Annotated in this window: 17 protein-coding genes and 1 pseudogene; 6 read left to right on the top strand and 12 right to left on the bottom strand. The window is 60.6% G+C overall.

Features of this window, described 5'->3' with window-relative positions:
- The first annotated feature begins 6 nt into the window (after positions 1–6).
- Positions 7–1,023, top strand: coding sequence for a phosphotransferase enzyme family protein (locus ACWGZX_RS23845; RefSeq protein WP_452625689.1), 1,017 nt, complete (start codon positions 7–9; stop codon positions 1,021–1,023).
- 120 nt (positions 1,024–1,143) lie between these two features.
- Here ACWGZX_RS23845 and hpaC read toward each other — a convergent pair whose 3' ends face one another.
- Positions 1,144–1,656, bottom strand: a complete 513-nt coding sequence (gene hpaC / locus ACWGZX_RS23840) for a 4-hydroxyphenylacetate 3-monooxygenase, reductase component (RefSeq protein ID WP_452625688.1) — start codon at positions 1,654–1,656, stop codon at positions 1,144–1,146.
- Positions 1,657–1,914: 258 nt separating this feature from the next.
- Between hpaC and ACWGZX_RS23835 the strand changes: the two genes are divergently transcribed.
- Positions 1,915–2,544 (top strand): response regulator transcription factor, encoded by a 630-nt coding sequence (locus tag ACWGZX_RS23835; protein WP_007945336.1) that lies wholly within the window; start codon positions 1,915–1,917, stop codon positions 2,542–2,544.
- A 181-nt stretch (positions 2,545–2,725) separates the two neighbouring features.
- Here ACWGZX_RS23835 and feaR read toward each other — a convergent pair whose 3' ends face one another.
- From feaR to ACWGZX_RS23790, 9 genes are all read right to left on the bottom strand, one after another.
- Positions 2,726–3,643, bottom strand: coding sequence for a transcriptional regulator FeaR (gene feaR / locus ACWGZX_RS23830; RefSeq protein WP_452625687.1), 918 nt, complete (start codon positions 3,641–3,643; stop codon positions 2,726–2,728).
- A gap of 153 nt (positions 3,644–3,796) precedes the next feature.
- Entirely contained in the window at positions 3,797–4,747 is a 951-nt protein-coding gene (locus ACWGZX_RS23825; protein ID WP_452625686.1) for a PDR/VanB family oxidoreductase, read from the bottom strand.
- 188 nt (positions 4,748–4,935) lie between these two features.
- On the bottom strand, positions 4,936–5,676 hold the full coding sequence (locus tag ACWGZX_RS23820; protein WP_452625685.1) for an SDR family NAD(P)-dependent oxidoreductase: 741 nt from the start codon (positions 5,674–5,676) through the stop codon (positions 4,936–4,938).
- A gap of 11 nt (positions 5,677–5,687) precedes the next feature.
- The gene (locus ACWGZX_RS23815) at positions 5,688–6,188 is read right to left on the bottom strand and encodes an aromatic-ring-hydroxylating dioxygenase subunit beta (protein WP_452625684.1); all 501 of its coding nucleotides are present in this window, start codon (positions 6,186–6,188) and stop codon (positions 5,688–5,690) included.
- Positions 6,185–7,468, bottom strand: a complete 1,284-nt coding sequence (locus ACWGZX_RS23810; RefSeq protein ID WP_452625683.1) for an aromatic ring-hydroxylating oxygenase subunit alpha — start codon at positions 7,466–7,468, stop codon at positions 6,185–6,187. Before ACWGZX_RS23810 ends, ACWGZX_RS23815 begins: the two co-directional genes overlap by 4 nt.
- Positions 7,469–7,491: 23 nt before the next feature.
- Positions 7,492–8,640 (bottom strand): amidase, encoded by a 1,149-nt coding sequence (locus ACWGZX_RS23805; protein WP_452625682.1) that lies wholly within the window; start codon positions 8,638–8,640, stop codon positions 7,492–7,494.
- The gene (locus ACWGZX_RS23800; RefSeq protein WP_452625681.1) at positions 8,637–9,107 is read right to left on the bottom strand and encodes a nuclear transport factor 2 family protein; all 471 of its coding nucleotides are present in this window, start codon (positions 9,105–9,107) and stop codon (positions 8,637–8,639) included. Before ACWGZX_RS23800 ends, ACWGZX_RS23805 begins: the two co-directional genes overlap by 4 nt.
- A 3-nt stretch (positions 9,108–9,110) precedes the next feature.
- Positions 9,111–9,482, bottom strand: a complete 372-nt coding sequence (locus tag ACWGZX_RS23795) for a hypothetical protein (RefSeq protein WP_007945348.1) — start codon at positions 9,480–9,482, stop codon at positions 9,111–9,113.
- A 28-nt stretch (positions 9,483–9,510) separates the two neighbouring features.
- Entirely contained in the window at positions 9,511–10,674 is a 1,164-nt protein-coding gene (locus ACWGZX_RS23790) for an acyl-CoA dehydrogenase family protein (protein WP_452625680.1), read from the bottom strand.
- Between the two features lie 241 nt (positions 10,675–10,915).
- Between ACWGZX_RS23790 and ACWGZX_RS23785 the strand changes: the two genes are divergently transcribed.
- Entirely contained in the window at positions 10,916–12,397 is a 1,482-nt protein-coding gene (locus ACWGZX_RS23785; RefSeq protein WP_452625679.1) for a PAS domain S-box protein, read from the top strand.
- Positions 12,398–12,480: 83 nt separating this feature from the next.
- Here ACWGZX_RS23785 and ACWGZX_RS23780 read toward each other — a convergent pair whose 3' ends face one another.
- Together ACWGZX_RS23780 and relB are read right to left on the bottom strand one after the other, a co-directional pair.
- Positions 12,481–12,750: a type II toxin-antitoxin system RelE/ParE family toxin gene (locus ACWGZX_RS23780; protein WP_083376335.1), complete on the bottom strand. Its 270-nt coding sequence runs from the start codon at positions 12,748–12,750 to the stop codon at positions 12,481–12,483.
- The gene (gene relB / locus ACWGZX_RS23775; RefSeq protein ID WP_452625678.1) at positions 12,740–12,931 is read right to left on the bottom strand and encodes a type II toxin-antitoxin system RelB family antitoxin; all 192 of its coding nucleotides are present in this window, start codon (positions 12,929–12,931) and stop codon (positions 12,740–12,742) included. Before relB ends, ACWGZX_RS23780 begins: the two co-directional genes overlap by 11 nt.
- A 555-nt stretch (positions 12,932–13,486) precedes the next feature.
- On the opposite strand from relB, the gene ACWGZX_RS23770 reads away from it, so the two are divergent.
- From ACWGZX_RS23770 to ACWGZX_RS23760, 3 genes and pseudogenes are all read left to right on the top strand, one after another.
- Complete coding sequence (locus ACWGZX_RS23770) at positions 13,487–13,879, top strand: DUF6124 family protein (RefSeq protein WP_452625677.1); 393 nt, start codon at positions 13,487–13,489, stop codon at positions 13,877–13,879.
- 49 nt (positions 13,880–13,928) lie between these two features.
- A pseudogene (locus tag ACWGZX_RS23765) lies at positions 13,929–14,084 on the top strand (ATP-binding protein); the annotation flags it as partial.
- 339 nt (positions 14,085–14,423) lie between these two features.
- Complete coding sequence (locus tag ACWGZX_RS23760) at positions 14,424–15,572, top strand: amine dehydrogenase large subunit (RefSeq protein ID WP_452625676.1); 1,149 nt, start codon at positions 14,424–14,426, stop codon at positions 15,570–15,572.
- The last annotated feature ends 8 nt before the right edge of the window (positions 15,573–15,580 follow it).

Here is a 15,580-nt window from a genome sequence, read left to right as displayed (position 1 = left end):
TTAGTCATGACTGAATTCCATACCCTGAGTCACGACCAGCAAGTCGCCAAACTGCACGACCTCGCCCGCCATGCCCTGCAACAGTGGGACGGTAACTTTGGCGACATCGAACTGGTGAAATTCCGCGAAAACGCGGTGTTCTCCGCCCGCCGCGAGGACGGCCAGCGCGTCGCCCTGCGCATCCACCGCAATGGCTATCACTGCGAAGCCGCGCTACGTTCCGAGCTGCAATGGATGGAAGCGCTGGCCACAGCCGGCATCACCGTGCCGCAGATTATCCGGGCGCGCAACCAGCGGCATTTGGTCGAGGTGCTGCATGCCGACATCGGCGAACCGCGCCATGTCGACATGCTCGCCTGGCTGCCGGGCGCGACGGCGGGCACCTCCGAAGCCGGGGTGCAGGCGGATACTGAAATCGATTTTCTGTTTGCCGAAGCGGGGGCGATTGCCGCACGTATTCACTTGCACGCGGCGGATTGGCAGCAGCCGGACGAGTTTGTACGGCATGCCTGGGATGAGGACGATTTGATCGGCGCCAATCCGTTCTGGGGGCGGTTCTGGGACCTGGAACAACTCAGCGACGATCAACGCGAACTGTTGCAAACGGCCCGTCGTCGTGCGCGCAGTGACTTGCGTCGATACGGTCGACACCTGGGCAACTTCGGCATGATCCACGCTGATTTGGTGCCAGAAAACCTGCTGATCGAAGGCGCGAACCTGCGCTTGATCGACTTCGATGACGCCGGGTTCGGCTGGCACATGTTCGAACTGGCGACCGCGCTGTACTTCTGCCTGGACGACCCGCGTTATGAGCAGATCAAAGCGGCGCTGCTGGACGGGTACAACGCGGTCAAACCGCTAACCAACGCGGACCGGCAGATGCTGGCGCTGTTTCTGATGCTGCGTGGCACCACGTACCTGGGCTGGATTCATACCCGAAAAGGCACACCGACCGCGATTGAAATGGCACCGATGTTGATTGAGCGGGCTTGCCAGTTGGCGAGGGAATATCTGCAAGAGTAATGTTGTCTGTTACACCGCCATCGCGGACAAGCCTCGCTCCTACAGTTGACCGCGTCCATCTGGACAACTCGGTCAACTGTGGGAGCGCGGCTTGCCCGCGATGAACGATAACGCGGTGCTTCAGCAATGCGCGCCCGCATGCTCAAGCCGATGAAACAACCGGTTGAAATACACCAGACTATCCCTCTCCGCTCGCACACCGACATTCGACAACTCAACAAACATCACCGAATGCGACCCGACTTCCTTGCACTCGGTGATCCGCCCTTCCAGTTGCACCAGTGCATCGCGCAGCAACGGCACGCCGGTGTCGCCTTCGTCCCACAGATCCCAGGCAAAACGTTCGGCCATCGACACTTTGGTCATGCCGGCGAAGTGGCGGGCCAGCTCTTCCTGTTCGCCGCACAGCACGTTGACGCACAAATGGCCGTTGGTGCGGAATACATCGTGGGTGGCGCTGTTGCGATTCACACAGACCAGCACGGTGGGTGGCGAGTCAGTGACCGAGCACACGGCGCTGGCAGTGATGCCGCATTGTCCGCCGGGGCCGTTGGTGGTGATGATGTTCACCGCAGCAGGCAGCTGCGCCATGGCGTTGCGAAAGTCGATTTGCTGCTGGCTCAGGTCGGCCATGTCGGTGCCCCTTCCTTCAGGAGGACCGTCGTTGTGCGGCCCTTGGTTATGGAACAAGACTAAGGCCCGGCGCTGCCCACAACCATTCTGACGATCCCCATGATGAGGTGGGCTTTCCGCTAGTCGACTAGGTGGTTTCTTTATCGTCAGGGCGCTTCGCAGTGGGTATCCTGCTTTGAGGCGCCAACATAGGCGCAAGTCCGCCGCAACGTGCACGCGTGCGATAACAATAAATAGAATTTCTCGTGGCAGTCCCTGATGGAAACCCGCAAACCGATTGTTTATATCGTTGATGACGACAAAGACCTGCGAACCTCGCTCGCCTGGCTTCTGGAGTCGGTCAGTGTGCAGGCGCAATGCTTTGCCGGCGCTGAAGAGTTCCTGAGCCAATACGACCCCAAGCAGCCGGCGTGTCTGGTGCTGGACGTGCGCATGCCGGAAACCAGCGGTTTTCAGTTGCAGGAAATCCTCAACCAGCGCGGCAGCACCCTGCCGACGATTTTTGTCTCGGCCCATGGCGACATTCCGATGTCGGTCACGGCGATGAAGAACGGTGCGCTGGATTTCGTCGAGAAGCCCTACAACCCGCAGCAGATGATCGACCGCATTCAGGCGGCGCTGAAGACCGCCGTGCATGCCCAGGCCGATCAGCAGCAACGTCAGAACCTGCAAGGCAAGCTCGCGCTGCTGACCAGCCGGGAACGGGAAGTGTTGATGCTGGTGATCGATGGCAAGGCCAGCAAGGTCATCGCCCGCGAGCTGAACATCAGCGTGAAAACCGTTGATGTGCACCGGACCAAGATCAAGGAAAAGATGGGCGTGAGCAGCATTGCCATGCTGGTGCGCGAGGTGTTGCATTTGCCGGTGGATGAGCCTGCTCGGCACTGAGTCTTAATCTTCGGCGGTCTTCAGGCCGCCTTCGCGGGCAAGCCCGCTCCTACAGGGTACCGCGTCCGTCCGGACAACTCGGTCAACTGTAGGAGCGGGCTTGCCCGCGAAGGGGCCATCACATTCAACATCGAGGCGCCTGACACTCCGTCTTCGCGAGCAGGCTCGCTCCCACACGCGGTCAGTGGCTATAACGCTTGCGATATTCACCCGGCGACACGCCGAAGCGTGATTTGAACGCCGAGGAAAAGTAGCTGGAGTCCGAGAAGCCCCAGGCGTAGCACAGGGCCGAGAGCTTCTGCTCGACATCGGAGCGGCGCAGGTTTTCGGCGCAGAAATCCAGGCGACGATGCTTGATGTATTGCGCCACCACCAGGCCGCGCTTGGAAAATATCCGGTACAGACCGCGCACCGACATTCCCACTTCCCGGGCAATCAGCTCAGGGCACAGTTCTTCGGCACTGATGTGCTCGTCGATGTAGGCGATGGTTTTGCGAAATTGTCGCTCGTGGGCATCTACGCTGGCGTCGCGCGCGCTGATCCCCGGCAATAACAGACTGACCAAGGCGTCGAGCACGGCTTCGCTTTCCTGCATGTCCAGCCCTTCCTGGCGCTGGGTCTCCAGCACCATGCGGTTGGCCAGCGCGGCCAGCGGTGTGCTGGCCGAAATGCGCGTGGCGCAGTTGACGGCGTTGAAATGCGAACCGCGCTCCACCACCTGGCGTGGCACGATCAGCGACAGCTGCCGGGAATCATCGTTATAGGTCATGTCGCTGGGACGGCTGGCGTCGATCAGGGCGATGTCGCCACAGCCCAACAGGGCGCGGTTGTCGCCCTGTTCGAGTTGCGAGCTGCCGCGCAGCTGGAACACCGCGTAGTAATGGCCGGCGCTGCTGGTGCTGACGTCTTTGCTGGTGCGATACAAATGCACATGGGCCATGTCGACCACGCTGAGGTTGATCGCGCCGCTGCGAAACTCCGCCAGCCCACCGTAAAAATTCGCGTCCAGTGCGCGGGCGTCGAAACGCCCACAGGCCTGATTGACCTGGCTTAACCAACTTTCGAATGCATCGTTGCGCACCGCCGAAGTAGTACTCATGACCGCAGGGCCTCACATCAGTTTTATTGTTATTTTTCGACCGCTTCGCCGAGCAGTTCGATTAATTCCGGGTACGTGACCGTCGCCTCCTTAGACGGTCGTGGGGCGCCGATTTAATCGACTACCACGCAATGTTTCCAGGGGTTTTGCCGGTTAAAGGTCCAATACCAGACGAGCGGAAAGCGCCCGCGAAACGCAGGCGCAAATTTGCTTGTTGCCGGCCTTCTCTTTGCTCGACAAACAGTTGTCGCGGTGTTCCGGAACCCCGTCCAGCACCTCGACGATGCAGGTGCCGCAGATACCTTCGCGGCACTCGGTGTCGATGTCGCAGCCGTGGGCCTGTAGCACGTCGACCAGGCTGGTATTGGCCGGCACCTGAAGCACCACACCGGAGCTGGACAGTTGCACTTCAAAACCACCGCTAGGGCCGGCATTCGCGGCGGGATCGGCCTGAAAATGCTCCAGGTGAATCGCATCTTCACTACGGCTGCGGGCGGCCACTTCCACCACTTTGTTCATAAACGGCGCGGGGCCGCAGGTGTAGACGTGGGCGGCGCTGCCGGCCTGGTTCAGGCTTTGGGTCAATGCCGCATCCATGTCACCCGGCTCGACGCCGTAATGGAACTGCACATGATCGGCAAAGGTGGTGGCCAACAGCTCGGAAAATGCCGCGTATTCCGGCGAGCGGGCAAAGTAATGCAAGCGATACGGCTGGCCACTTTCCTCCAGTCGATAGGCCATGCTCAGCAGCGGCGTGACGCCAATGCCGGCGGCGAACAGCACATGTTCGGTGGCGGTCGGGTCGAGGCGGAACAGGTTGCGCGGAGCCCCCATTTCCAGCTCCATGCCCTCTTCCACCTGCTCGTGCAGCGCCAGCGAGCCACCGCGCGACTGCGCTTCTTTCTTCACCGCCACCAGATAGGCGCGGCGGTCCTGCGGCGGACTGCACAGCGAATATTGTCGGGTCACCCCGGTCGGCCCGGTCAGGTCGACATGCGCCCCCGGTTCATAACTGTCGAGCGGCTGACCGTCACTGCGCACGAGGCGAAAGGAACGGATATCCAGCGCTTCGTCGACGATCCTTTCGATCCTCATCTTCATCATTGCATCACCTGAAATACGGTTGATTTTTTGTTATCACGGCACCCGTGGGCGCCCTGTTCTTAACGTGGCGAACAACACCCTGTAGGAGCTGGCTTGCCAGCGAAGGCGACCTTGAGACTTGCATCGCCAAAGAGGACGCCTTCGCTGGCAAGCCAGCTCCTACAGGGTGTCGTTCGCCATGAACTTGCTTAGCGCATGAACAAGCCGCCGTTGATGTCCCAGCACGCGCCGGTAACCGAAGCAGCGTGTTCGGCGATCAGCAGCAACACGCTGTCGGCGATGTACTCCGGGGCGCCGAGGGTGCCGGCCGGGATCATCTTCAGAATCTGCTCCAGTCGCTCCGGGGCCACGGTTTCGCGCACGATCGGCAAGTCCAGCGGACCCGGCGAGATGCTGTTGACCGTCACACCTTGTGGCGCCAGTTCACGGGCGAAGACCTTGGTCAGCGTCGCCACTCCACCCTTGGCCGCCGCGTAATGCGCGCCAGTGGCGGTGCCGCCGTTCTGGCCGGCGAGCGAGGCGATGTTGACGATGCGACCAAAGCCGCGCTCGGCAAAGTGCGCGCCGAACACCTGACACGCAACAAAAGTGCCGCGCAGGTTGATCGCCATCGACTCGTCGAATTCTTCCGGGGTGATGTCCATCAGCGCGGCCACTTTCGATTGACCGGCGTTGTTCACCAGAATGTCAGTACCGCCCCAACGCTCGATGAGCAGGTCGCGGGCACGGACAAAATCGGCCTTGTTACGCACATCCAGCTCGATGGCGACGGCAGTCGCGCCGCTGCCATCGAGTTCCGCCGTCAACTGTTGCACGCCGTCGAGGCGCACATCGGCCAGGGCCACGCGATAGCCCGCCGCGTGCAAGCGACGGGCGATGCATTCGCCGAGACCGCGTGAAGCGCCGGTCACCAGGGCTACTCGATTCATGGTGTTGGCCCTCACAACAGGAAGCCGAGCGCGCTCAGGCTGTCGGTGGAGTTGATCAGGCGCACAACTTTGCGTTCCAGTTTCGCCACACCGTCGACAAAGCGAATGCGATGGTTGAGGTCGGCCACGAACGGCGTGTGCACGCCGCGTTTGTAGGCATACAGCACCTGCGCGGAATTGACTTCAACGGAGTCGCCGGCAGCTTCCACCAGACGGAAACGCGAGACCGTGCGGATGGTTTTTGCCGCGTCCACCGCCGACGGCGAATAGCCGGCGGTCAGGCGCTCGATGCGCAAGTCACGCATGCGCGCATCGTCGTAGGCGTAGTTGAGCGTGGCTTCAAAGTCTTCGGTGTCCGGGTCGATCGGCACGATGTACTTGCCGCTCTCGCTCCACAAGGTCGCCCATTCGGCGTAGTTCTTGTGGTCGAGCAGTTCGGCTTCGCGCCAGATGAATTCGATGGCCTGGGCCAACGGGCCGGAAAAACCGTTCAGGGTGTCGTGATTGCTCATTGGCTCATCATCCTTTTCCACATGTCATAAGCACCGCGCATGCCGCCTTCGTCGGTGGCGTGGGACACCTTGTCGCCGTTCTCGGCGGTGATTTCGCGATTGAGGCCGCGGTTGACCAGGATTGGCGCGTCGACGCCGGCGTACGAGCCACGCTGCACACGGTCCCAGGCCTCGGCATCATCCGGGCTGCCGAAACCGAACGGGCCCTGGAAGTGTTCGTGAATGCGCATGCGTTCGCGGTTGGCGATTTCCGGGCCGCCGTCCATGCCGAGGGCGACATGGCGGATCTCGGTTTCGGTGACCGAGACCGGGCGCAACACGCGGAAGAACGACATCGACATCGCCACGTTCGGGAACAGGTTCAGGTTGAAACCGGCGCCGTGCAGCGAACGCACGATGCGGCGCACTTGATCCGCCGGCATGGTTTTCGACAGTTCTTCGGTGACGTGGGCGAAGCGCTCTTGCAGCTGTTCAGTGCCGTCGTCGTGATCGAGATCGACGTGCTCCGGCACCATCACCATCACGCTGTGGCCGTTGCCCAGCGAGTGGGTGACCGCTTGTTCGTCGGTCATGAACGAGAGCATTTCCGAGGTTTCTTCATCCACCGACGACATGAACGACTTGTGCACGATCGGGAAGTGATAACCGTCGGTGGTGTTTTCCAGCTGGATCTTCCAGTTGCCCTTGAAGCTGAACTTGTGTTCGCCCTGGGTCTTGATCGGGTAGCCGGCGCCCTGTTTCATGAACAGGTCCATCCAGTGCTTGGCGCCACCGAGGAAATCTTCCAGCGGTTCGATCTCATCGTTGTAGCTGGCGAACACCATGCCGGCGTAGCTCTCGACGCGCAGGCTGGTCAGTGGCAGCTCAGACTTTTCCAGAATGCCTTCGTAACCGTCCGGGTATGGCAGCGCACGCAGTTTGCCGTCCAGGCCATACGACCAGCTGTGGTACGGGCAGGTGAAACCGGTGGCGTTGCCTTTGTGCTTCTCGCACACGGTGGCGCCACGGTGGCGGCAGCGGTTTTCCAGGACGTTGATGTTGTTCTTCTTGTCGCGAACAACAATCACCGGGCGACGGCCGATGGTGGCGGTCTTGAAATCGCCGGAATTGCGCACTTCGCTTTCGTGGGCAACCCACACCCAGGTGCGGTAGAAAATCTTGTCCAGTTCGGCTTCAAAGAGGGCCGGATCATTGTACAGCGAGACGTCGACACGGTCGTGACTGACCAGTTCGTCGGGGCTTTTCGATGATGCGATCAGCCGGTATTCATGAGTGCTCATGCGGTTCTCCTCATGGCGTGTTCTTATGATTTCGATTTAGAGCCAGACCGTTCACCGGCCATGCTCTGTTGCAGCTGCGCACCGAAGGCGCAAACCAATTCGTCCTGTCCTTTACGGCCGACAATCTGCAGGCCGACCTTCAGCCCGCCGCAATCCAGTTCCACCGGTACCGTCAGTGCCGGATGGCCGCTGAGGTTGAAAGGCCGTACCAGCGGGGTCATGCCGGCCACGGCTTTGCTCGCGCTGCGGGCTTCGACCAGCGTCGGCGGCAGGCTCGGCATCGTCGGCAACAGCAGCACTGCGAACTGTTCGAGCGCGGCGTCCACTTGCTGACTGAAACGCGCGCGGACTTTCTCCGCTTGCGCCAGATCAGCAGCGCTGGTGCGGCTGGCGGCCAGCAGACGTTGCTCGACATCCGCACCGATCAAGCCTTTGCCGGTGAGGTGGCCGAACGCAGTCCAGTTTTCAAAATTGATCACGGTCAAACCGGCGGCGAACGCCGCTTCGAATTCGCTCAGGTGCAGATTGCTACGGCGCCAACCGGCGCGGTCGGCGGCAGCGCCGAGGCTCGCTTGCAAATGCGGATCGCAGTCGACTTCGAGGAAGCCGACAGAGGCATTGCTCGACGGCAAACCTTGAACCTGAAAACCAGGGCAGATCACTTGCATCGCGGCGATCAGGTCCGCCATGTCGGCGGCAAACGGCCCGACGCAATCGAGGCTGGACTCAGCCGGATGCGCGCCGACCCGACTGACGCGACCGTAAGTTGGTTTCAACCCGGCAATGCCGCAGCATGCTGCAGGCACCCGCACCGAGCCACCGGTGTCGGTGCCGATGGCAATGTCCGTCAAGCCGGCCGCAACAGCTGCCGCCGAGCCGCTGGAGGAACCACCCGGTACGCGATCCGGCGCTTGCGGGTTGATCGGTGTGCCGGTCCAGTCGTTGATGCCGGTGACGCCAAACGCCAACTCGTGCATGTTGGTCTTGCCAACTATCTGCCAGCCAGCGTCGAGAATCGCGTCGACTACGTCGGCGTTGCGGGTCGCCGGCGCGGCATCGGCAAACGCACGGCTGCCCGAACGGGTCGCATGCCCGGCAATGTCGATGGAGTCTTTGATCGCGACCCGTTTGCCGCTGCCACCGATCAAGAATTCGCTGATAAACGTGCTCATGCGCCCAATCCCGTGTTGAACAAGCGTTGCGTGCGGAAATGCGCAATCAGCCAGACGCCGTCGACACAGCGGAAATCGATGTTCAGGCGCGTGCCGAACAATTCGCTGCGGCCATCGGCGTAGGTGGAAATCTGCTGCATGATCCAATGCCCTTGGGCCGTGCTGCCATCGACCGTGATCGACTCGCTGGTGAGGTAATGCAGGTTCAGGCGAAAGTGCTCCGAGGGTGGCAAATAACCGCCGACGAACGCCGCCACCGCATCACGTCCGTGATGCTGGCCGAAGGTCTGCGCGGTCTGGCTGCCGACGCCTTCCCAGATCGCATCGACGCAGAACAGCTCCGCCAGTTCGCGGACATAGGTCGGCGCCCTCGGCACATCGCACAGGTCCATGTAGCGCGCCATCAAGCGGCGCACCCGGCTCTCCCCTTCCAGCGTTGCAAGCCGCTGCAGCAAGGCCTCGTTCATGGTTTAAACCTTGGCTGCGTCAGGAATGGTCAGCGGGCGACCGATGCGCGCTTCGACCTTGGCGTAGCGCCACAGGCTGTACTCGTTCACCGGCGTGGTGCGGAACAGGTTGCAGGCATCGATCACCGATTGGTGGCAGTCGACGTCGGCCATGATGTAGACAGTCCACGGCGAAGTGGTGGAAGGGCCGACCATCAAGCGGTCATCGTCCATCGCGCCGAGTACGGTGATGCCGGGCATGGCGCCCAGCGAGCCCATCATCTGGCTGAAGCCTTTCCACACGCTCAGGCCTTCGCCGGTCGGCAGGTCGAAAAAGTTCTGGGTGATGCCGATGCAAAAAACGACGCGCAGTGGCTCTTGAGTGGTCTGGGTCATGGGGTTTGATCCTTGAAAAATAGTGGGTTCAGATGTAACCAGGGAATGGCGGTACGCCGAGGAACACCGAACCGGCGCCGTCGTACAGGCCTTCGCTGAGGAATGCGTGCTGGGTGACCACCATCGAATCGCGCAGGTAACGCTGCAGCGGGTGGCGCAGGTAAATCGCGGTGGTGCCAGCGAGGCTGTAAGCGCTCTGCACCACGGCCGCACCGGCCTGGGACACGTGAATCGCGGACAGGCGCAACAGGCTGGTTTGCTCAGGCGTGACCGGGTTGCCAGCGAGAATCGAGTTCCACACCTGCTCGGTTGCGTTGTAGAAGAAGCCACGGGCGGCGGCCAGTTGCGCTTCGGCCTTGGCGATTTCAATGCGCACGTAAGCGCGATCGGCCATTTTCGGCGCGCCGGTGATGCCGCTGCCGGCGGCCATGCGCCTCACTTCATCAAGGGCAGCGCGGGCCAGACCGAGGTTGACCACGGCCAGCACTTGCGCGGCGTAGGCAATCGACGGGTAGCGGAACAGCGGCTCATCGATGGTCGCGGCACCGCCACGAATGAAGGTCCAGCGCTCTTCGACGTGTTTGTCGGTGACGCGCAGGTCGTGGCTGCCAGTGCCTTTGAGGCCGACCACGTCCCAGTTTTCGACAATGTCGACCTGATCCGCGCGGAACACGGCGGTGCGCGGTTTGCCACCGGCCGCGCCGATACCAACACCGAGCAGGTCGGCGCCCTTGCAGCCGCTGGCGAATTTCCAGGTGCCGTTGACCTGCCAGCCGCCATCGACTGCCTCAGCAGGCTGCAACGGGAACAGGCCGCCGGCGAACACCAGATCCGGGCTGTCGGCGTAGATTTCAGCCAGGGTTTCTGGCGGCAATGCAGCGAGATAAACGCCGGCGCTGCCGAAGCTGGCGACCCAGCCGGCGGAACCGTCGGCTTCGGAGATGCGTTCGATCATTTGCAGGAAAAGCGCTGGCGCCAGCGCATCACCGCCGAAGCATTTCGGCGTGGCGGCGCGATAGATGCCCACCTGTTTGAAGCGTTCGATCATGTCCCGTGGTACGTGGGAACCGTCGTCGAATTCATCGCGACGTTGGCGCACTTCATCCAGCACCCGCTGAAATTCCTGGCGGTGGACGCTGGTGTCGTCGACGCCTGGCAGAGGGTCTTTCTGCGCGGTAGCTGAACGCAGCATGGGCTTGATCTCCGTTGACTTGTTATTAGACGGAGCCTGCCTCGGGGCGTGGCGACCGTTGATGGGTTCAGTGTAAAAACCGCATCCGCTCGCCACTATTGGGGCGTGTAGCCCCCCGACTAAAGAAAACCCCTAGCCCGCCCCCGGTTACCTCTGAGCGCATCGCCAGGCGCAAGCCGGTATAAAACGCCATACTTCGACTTCATCTGTAGTCGACCCCTCTGCCGCCAAGGGCTGCGCGATGTATCTGCCAAAACCGAACGACTTCTACGCCCTGATCGAAGCCATGCCGTTGTGCATCATTCTTCACGACGCCCACAGCAAGGAGATTCTGTGGGCCAACGCCGCCGCCCTGACAGCGCTGGGTTTTACCCTGGAAGAACTCACGCCGCTCAAAGCCCCGGACATGACCCGCAATGCGCCGCAGTACCGGCGCTCGGTCGGCCTGCGGTGGCTGGAAGGCGCGGCGCGCACCGGTCAGCGCGCCATCGAGTGGTGTTATCGCTCCAAGCAAGGCGTGGAAATCCTCTCGGAAGCAGTGGCGACACTGGTGCACCTGGACGGTCGCGATGTGTTGATGGTGCAGTTCCGCGACATCTCCAAGGAAGACAAGGTCAAGCGTGACCTCAAGCGCTTCGAAAGCCGCCTCAAAGCCTTTATGCAGGACCTGGCCGAAGGCGTTGCGGTGCTTGGGCCGCAAGGCGACATCCGCTTTATAAGTGAGTCCGCCGCGCAACTGCTCAACAGCGAAGATCAGCCTTTGATTGGCGAAAACTTCCTCCACTGGTGCGACGAGACGTCACGCCAGCGCCTGCTGCAACAGTTGTCCTGCGAGCAGCCGGAACACGCGCCGTTCAGCGTTCACTATCACTTGCAGCGGCGAGACGGTGAATGGCGCTGGCACCACGCGACGTGTCGCTACATCGAAATTGAAGACGACCTGGTCGGCTACTTGCTGCTGTTTCGCGATGTCACCGAACAGGTGCGCGCCGAAGAAGCCCGACGGGTCAGCGAACAAAAACTGGAATACCTGGCGCGCTACAACGCCATGGGCGAAATGGCCGTGGCGATTGCCCATGAACTGAGTCAGCCGCTGGCAGCCACACGCAATTTCATCGAAGGCGCGGTGATTCGCCTGGGCAAGGATCAAAACAACGAGCAAGGCGTGGCCTGGGGTTTGCAGAACGCCGTGCGGCAAATCGAGCACGCGTCACTGATCATCAAAAGCGTGCGCGAATACGTGGTCAAGCTGGAGCAATCCGAAGAGCTGATCGACCTCAATGAACTGCTGCGCGAAACCCGATACTTCATCAGCCTGCGTGCCGATCCGAGCCTTATAAAAGTCGAAATCGTCACCAGCCCTGAACCGCTGCTGATCAGTTGCGAGAAGGTACTGATCGGCCAGGTCATCCTTAACCTGGCCTTTAATGCCATCGAAGAGATGAGTGATTTGCCGACGGATCGACGCGTTCTGCGTATTCACGCGAGCCGTGATGATCAGGTTGCCTTGGTGCGGGTTGAAGATCGCGGGCGCGGGATTCAGGCGCTGGAGCAGGACAAGCTGTTTGACGGGTTTTTCTCCTCCAAGGTCAGCGGCAACGGCATTGGCCTGGCGCTGTGCAAAAACATCATCGGTCGCCATCGCGGGGATATCTGGGCGCAAAACCTGGAGCCTTGTGGTGCTGTGTTCAGCTTCTCACTTCCCCTCGCAAATCCACAGTAAACAACCCTTTCGCCAAGTAATGACCTGTGGCGAGGGGGTTGGAAAACTTGCGCAGGGACCCAGCAATCAGACCTGATTGGGAGTCAGGGGTATTCCTGCCTGGCATGCAAAACGGTCACGATCTCGATTCGATCTGTCACCCGGTAGACCACCAAGTAATTGGGGTGCACAACAATTTCCCGCGTGCCGGGCACACGACCAAATCGATAGAGGTAGGGATGTTGCGGCAAGGCCGTAGTAGCAGCCTCAATGGCTTGGTACAGCTCGCTGGCCGCTACAACGTGGCGATCGCCAATATAATCAAGGATTTGCCAGAGTTCAGCCCGCGCTTCGGGCCGCCACTCAACCAGCATCGCGCTTATTGCGCTTGGATTCGATCAGGGCTCGCATATCAGCCATTACCTGATCGTGAGGGACATTCGGGCGTGGATCATCGAGTGAAGCCTGCACTTTGGCACGGAACCAACGGTCGTAGCTGGCGGCCTGTTCTTCGGTTTCGAACTCGGAAACGATGGGGGAAAGTTCGGCGCTCATAGTGACCTCCGTGATCAATAGATAGCAGTCTAATCGGTCTGTGACTTGCTGTCGTGGCTGTAGGGATGAAGTGCACCTCTGCAAGGCAAGCACCAAGCGCTCAATCTCTCTACCCGACGGCAGAAACAACACTAAACCTCTCGCTTCCGACAGCCAACCCTAAAAAAATGTCGGACGTTTCCTCGATTTTCTGAGAGCTTTCACGTGTTTAATAAAACGTGTTTAAAGACACTCGGTGTTACGTCCCGAAGGCTACAAGACCTTGCGCCGTTACCTACGGTTCAGACAGAATCCGCCGGCTTGTGCGCCTGGACCCCGGCCTCTATTGTTTCCCTGCCACTGCCCATCAGTGGTCGGGTTTAGTAGCCCGTGGTTTGTCGGTAATGTGCATAAGCGCCATTCAGTCAGGTTTTTTCCTGCGCTCAATGGTGGTTGTGCGCAGGGCGCCCTAGGGCGCGCCGGTATTGCTGACTCCCCGGTCTACTAACCTGCGTACAGCCGCCACCCTTCTTTTAGTAGAGAAGCGATAGCGGCTCCAATTCGGAGCAGCAAACTATGTTCAAAGTAACACCTAATCCGCCGGACACCGATTCACCGGATACTGATCCGCCAGACACCGATCCAGTATCCCCATACGAATCCCTCGATTCAAAAAAACTCCACGACGCCGCTGAGCGCGCGCTCAACTTCTACCTCAACCCGGCGGCGCTCATGAACAACACCCCTCGTAAACCCAGCACCATTTATATGATTGCCCCAGACGTCGACCATGAAACCTTGCTGGTTCAAACATGTGAAAACCTGGCGTCAGCCAGTGTCATGGCCAGCAATGTGGCGGCGTTGGTAGAGGGCACCCATCGCAGTACCGTGCTGGCGCTGCAGCAGGTCATCATGCTGGGGGAGCTGGCGGTGAATCGGATGCTGGATAACTTCGTTCCACCAAAGTAATTAGCACGACACGTTGGCGGTGGAGCTTGCTCCTCGCCAACGGTTGATCGTTAAATTCTTCTCCTCCAAGGTCAGCGCCAACGGCATTGGCCTGGCGCTGTGCAAAAACATCATCGGCCGCCATCGCGGGGATATCCGGGCGCAAAACCTGGAGACTTGTGGCGCTGTTTTTACCTTCTCCCTTCCCCTCGCTACTCCCGCCTAAGCACCCGCAGACCTGTAGCAGCTGCCGAAGGCTGCGTCCGGCTGCGTAGCAGTCGTAAAACCAGTACGCGCGGAGTGTCAGAAGGACCGTTTCAGCAGGGTTTACGACTGCTACGCAGCCGAACGCAGCCTTCGGCAGCTGCTACAGGGGCGTGTTCGCCGACGTCATTTGAATCGCGTTTATCGGTGGGTGCAGCCCGTTTCCCTCGACTGGCACAGACACACAAACACTTGGCAGCCACAGCAATTCTCGGCGTTTCCCGGCGAGGCAGAATCGAATTGTAAAAATCTGCCCAAGCACCCGCGATCTGCGTGAATAACAATTCAGGGAGTTCCCCTAATGCGAACCAACAGGATCAACGTACAGTCAGCGCTAGGTCTGAGCCTGCTTGTACTCGGTTTGACCAGCGCCCGTGCGGACCTGCCGGCTGACACCATCGGCCAGACCGTTTTGGCCTTTCCGCCGGAAGCCCATCGGGCGTTTATCGTCGACGTCGAATTCGAAAGCTTCGTGGCGGGCCGTGTCACCGTGGTCGACCCCGACAAAAAACGCATCCTCGGCATGGTGCCGACCGGTTTCGCCGCACCGTCAACGCTCAGCCGCGATAAAAAGACCCTCTACAGCGCCGACATTTTCTACTCGCGCGGCACTCGCGGCACGGTTACCGACGTGCTGACCGCGTGGGACACTTCGACTCTGGCGCCGGCCTGGGAAGTCGTGATTCCACCCAAGCGCGCCGAGTCGCTGACCCAACGCTACGGCTTGAATACCAGTGGCGATGACCGTTTCGTCTACGTCTACAACTTCACGCCATCGACCTCGGTGACCGTGGTCGACACGCAAGCCAAGTCCGTCGCCGCCGAACTGGCGATTCCGGGTTGCGTGCTCAACTACCCGATCGGCAACCGCCGCTTCGCCTCGCTGTGTGGCGATGGCAGCTTGCAGGTGATCACGCTGAACGATCAGGGCCAGGAAACCGCGCGCAGCCGCACGCCGTTCTTCGACCCGAACGCCGAAAAGCTCGTCGAGCGCGCGGTGAACGTTGGCGATACGTACTACTTCACCACCACCACCGGCACCGTTCGCCCGGTGGATTTTTCTAGCGACGCGCCGAAGATCCTGCCGTCGTGGTCGTTGACCACCGACGAGGAAAAGAAAGCCGGCTGGGCGCCGGGTGGCTGGCAGCTGATGGCCGTGGCGCCGAAGCTCGACCGCTTGTACGTGCTGATGCACGACGGACATGAACCGTTGAAGTGGGAAGACCCGAGCCCGCTGATCTGGGCGTATGACCTCAAGACCCACAAAAAAGTGGCGACCCTGGAAGCGCCAGCGCCGGTGTGGAGCCTGCAAGCAACGGGCGACGACAAGCCGCTGTTGCTGGGCGCCGATGTCGAGGGCGGCTTGCAGATTTTTGATCTCAAGACCAACAAGCTCACTGGCAGCATGCCGAAAGTCGCCAAAACCGCGACTCAGGTCATGAGCTACTAAACGAGGTT

Source organism: Pseudomonas sp. CLCA07 (genome assembly GCF_053615335.1).
This window is presented reverse-complemented; position numbering and strand designations above follow the sequence as displayed.